Source organism: Micrococcus sp. GbtcB5 (assembly GCF_019091605.1).
Taxonomy (GTDB): Bacteria; Actinomycetota; Actinomycetes; order Actinomycetales; family Micrococcaceae; genus Micrococcus; species Micrococcus luteus.
Genome location: NZ_JAGXJK010000599.1, coordinates 1 through 230, shown reverse-complemented (window position 1 = coordinate 230; position 230 = coordinate 1). Strand labels below are relative to the sequence as shown.

Genomic DNA, 230 nt, shown 5'->3' with positions numbered 1-230 from the left:
CGGGCCAGGCGGTCGATCAGGCGGCGCTGGTGGTTCTGGTAGTCCAGCAGCTCCTCCTCCCGCTGCGGGTCGGAGGCGTTGGACTGGCGGCGCTGCTCCGCGTAGGCCAGCGCACCGTGCAGGCCGAGGAAGGAGGCCGTGGTGGCGGGGAGGGACAGGGGGGCGCGGCCCCGGACGGGCGTGCCGGGGATCGTGAAGAAACGACGCCCGCGGGAGGCGATGGGCGAGGA

General features: G+C 74.8%; 1 pseudogene. It reads right to left on the bottom strand.

From position 1 onward, the window contains the following. A pseudogene (locus KVS67_RS13655) lies at positions 1-230 on the bottom strand (acyl-CoA dehydrogenase); the annotation flags it as partial.